The organism is Erwinia sp. MYb416 (assembly GCF_037479575.1).
GTDB lineage: Bacteria > Pseudomonadota > Gammaproteobacteria > Enterobacterales > Enterobacteriaceae > Erwinia > Erwinia rhapontici.
Genome location: NZ_JBBGYT010000149.1, coordinates 1 through 769, shown reverse-complemented (window position 1 = coordinate 769; position 769 = coordinate 1). Strand labels below are relative to the sequence as shown.

At 59.3% G+C, this 769-nt stretch carries 5 other RNA genes; all 5 read right to left on the bottom strand.

Annotation, left to right across the window (positions count from 1 at the left end):
* Positions 1-47 precede the first annotated feature (47 nt).
* Positions 48-172, bottom strand: a non-coding RNA gene (locus tag WH277_RS01440) — RtT sRNA.
* A gap of 31 nt (positions 173-203) precedes the next feature.
* A non-coding RNA gene (locus WH277_RS01435) (RtT sRNA) lies at positions 204-328 on the bottom strand.
* A 31-nt stretch (positions 329-359) separates the two neighbouring features.
* A non-coding RNA gene (locus WH277_RS01430) (RtT sRNA) lies at positions 360-484 on the bottom strand.
* Positions 485-515: 31 nt separating this feature from the next.
* Positions 516-640, bottom strand: a non-coding RNA gene (locus WH277_RS01425) — RtT sRNA.
* 31 nt (positions 641-671) lie between these two features.
* Positions 672-769, bottom strand: a non-coding RNA gene (locus WH277_RS01420) — RtT sRNA; the annotation flags it as partial.

The following is a 769-nucleotide window of genomic DNA, read 5'->3' as shown; positions in this document are numbered from 1 at the left end:
CCGAATCGCAGACCGCAAACCGGCGCCTTAAGGGCGCCTTCTTACATTGGTGGGGCGTGCAGGATGACTCGGCTTTGCCTCGCCCTCCGGGTCGTTGCCTTCGGCAACGCTGTCTCACTACGTTCGACTCGAACCTGCTGCAGGTTCTCATACTGCCCGAATCGCAGACAGCAAAAAGGCGCCTTTAGGGCGCCTTCTTACATTGGTGGGTCGTGCAGGATGACTCGGCTTCGCCTCGCCCTCCGGGTCGTTGCCTTTGGCAACGCTGTCTCACTGCGTTCGACTCGAACCTGCTGAAGGTTCTCACCCTACACGAATCGCAGACAGCAAAAAGGCGCCTTTAGGGCGCCTTCTTACACTGGTGGGTCGTGCAGGATGACTCGGCTTTGCCTCGCCCTCCGGGTCGTTGCCTTCGGCAACGCTGTCTCACTACGTTCGACTCGAACCTGCTGCAGGTTCTCATACTGCCCGAATCGCAGACAGCAAAAAGGCGCCTTTAGGGCGCCTTCTTACATTGGTGGGTCGTGCAGGATGACTCGGCTTCGCCTCGCCCTCCGGGTCGTTGCCTTTGGCAACGCTGTCTCACTGCGTTCGACTCGAACCTGCTGAAGGTTCTCACCCTACACGAATCGCAGACAGCAAAAAGGCGCCTTTAGGGCGCCTTCTTACACTGGTGGGTCGTGCAGGATGACTCGGCTTTGCCTCGCCCTCCGGGTCGTTGCCTTCGGCAACGCTGTCTCACTACGTTCGACTCGAACCTGCTGCAGGT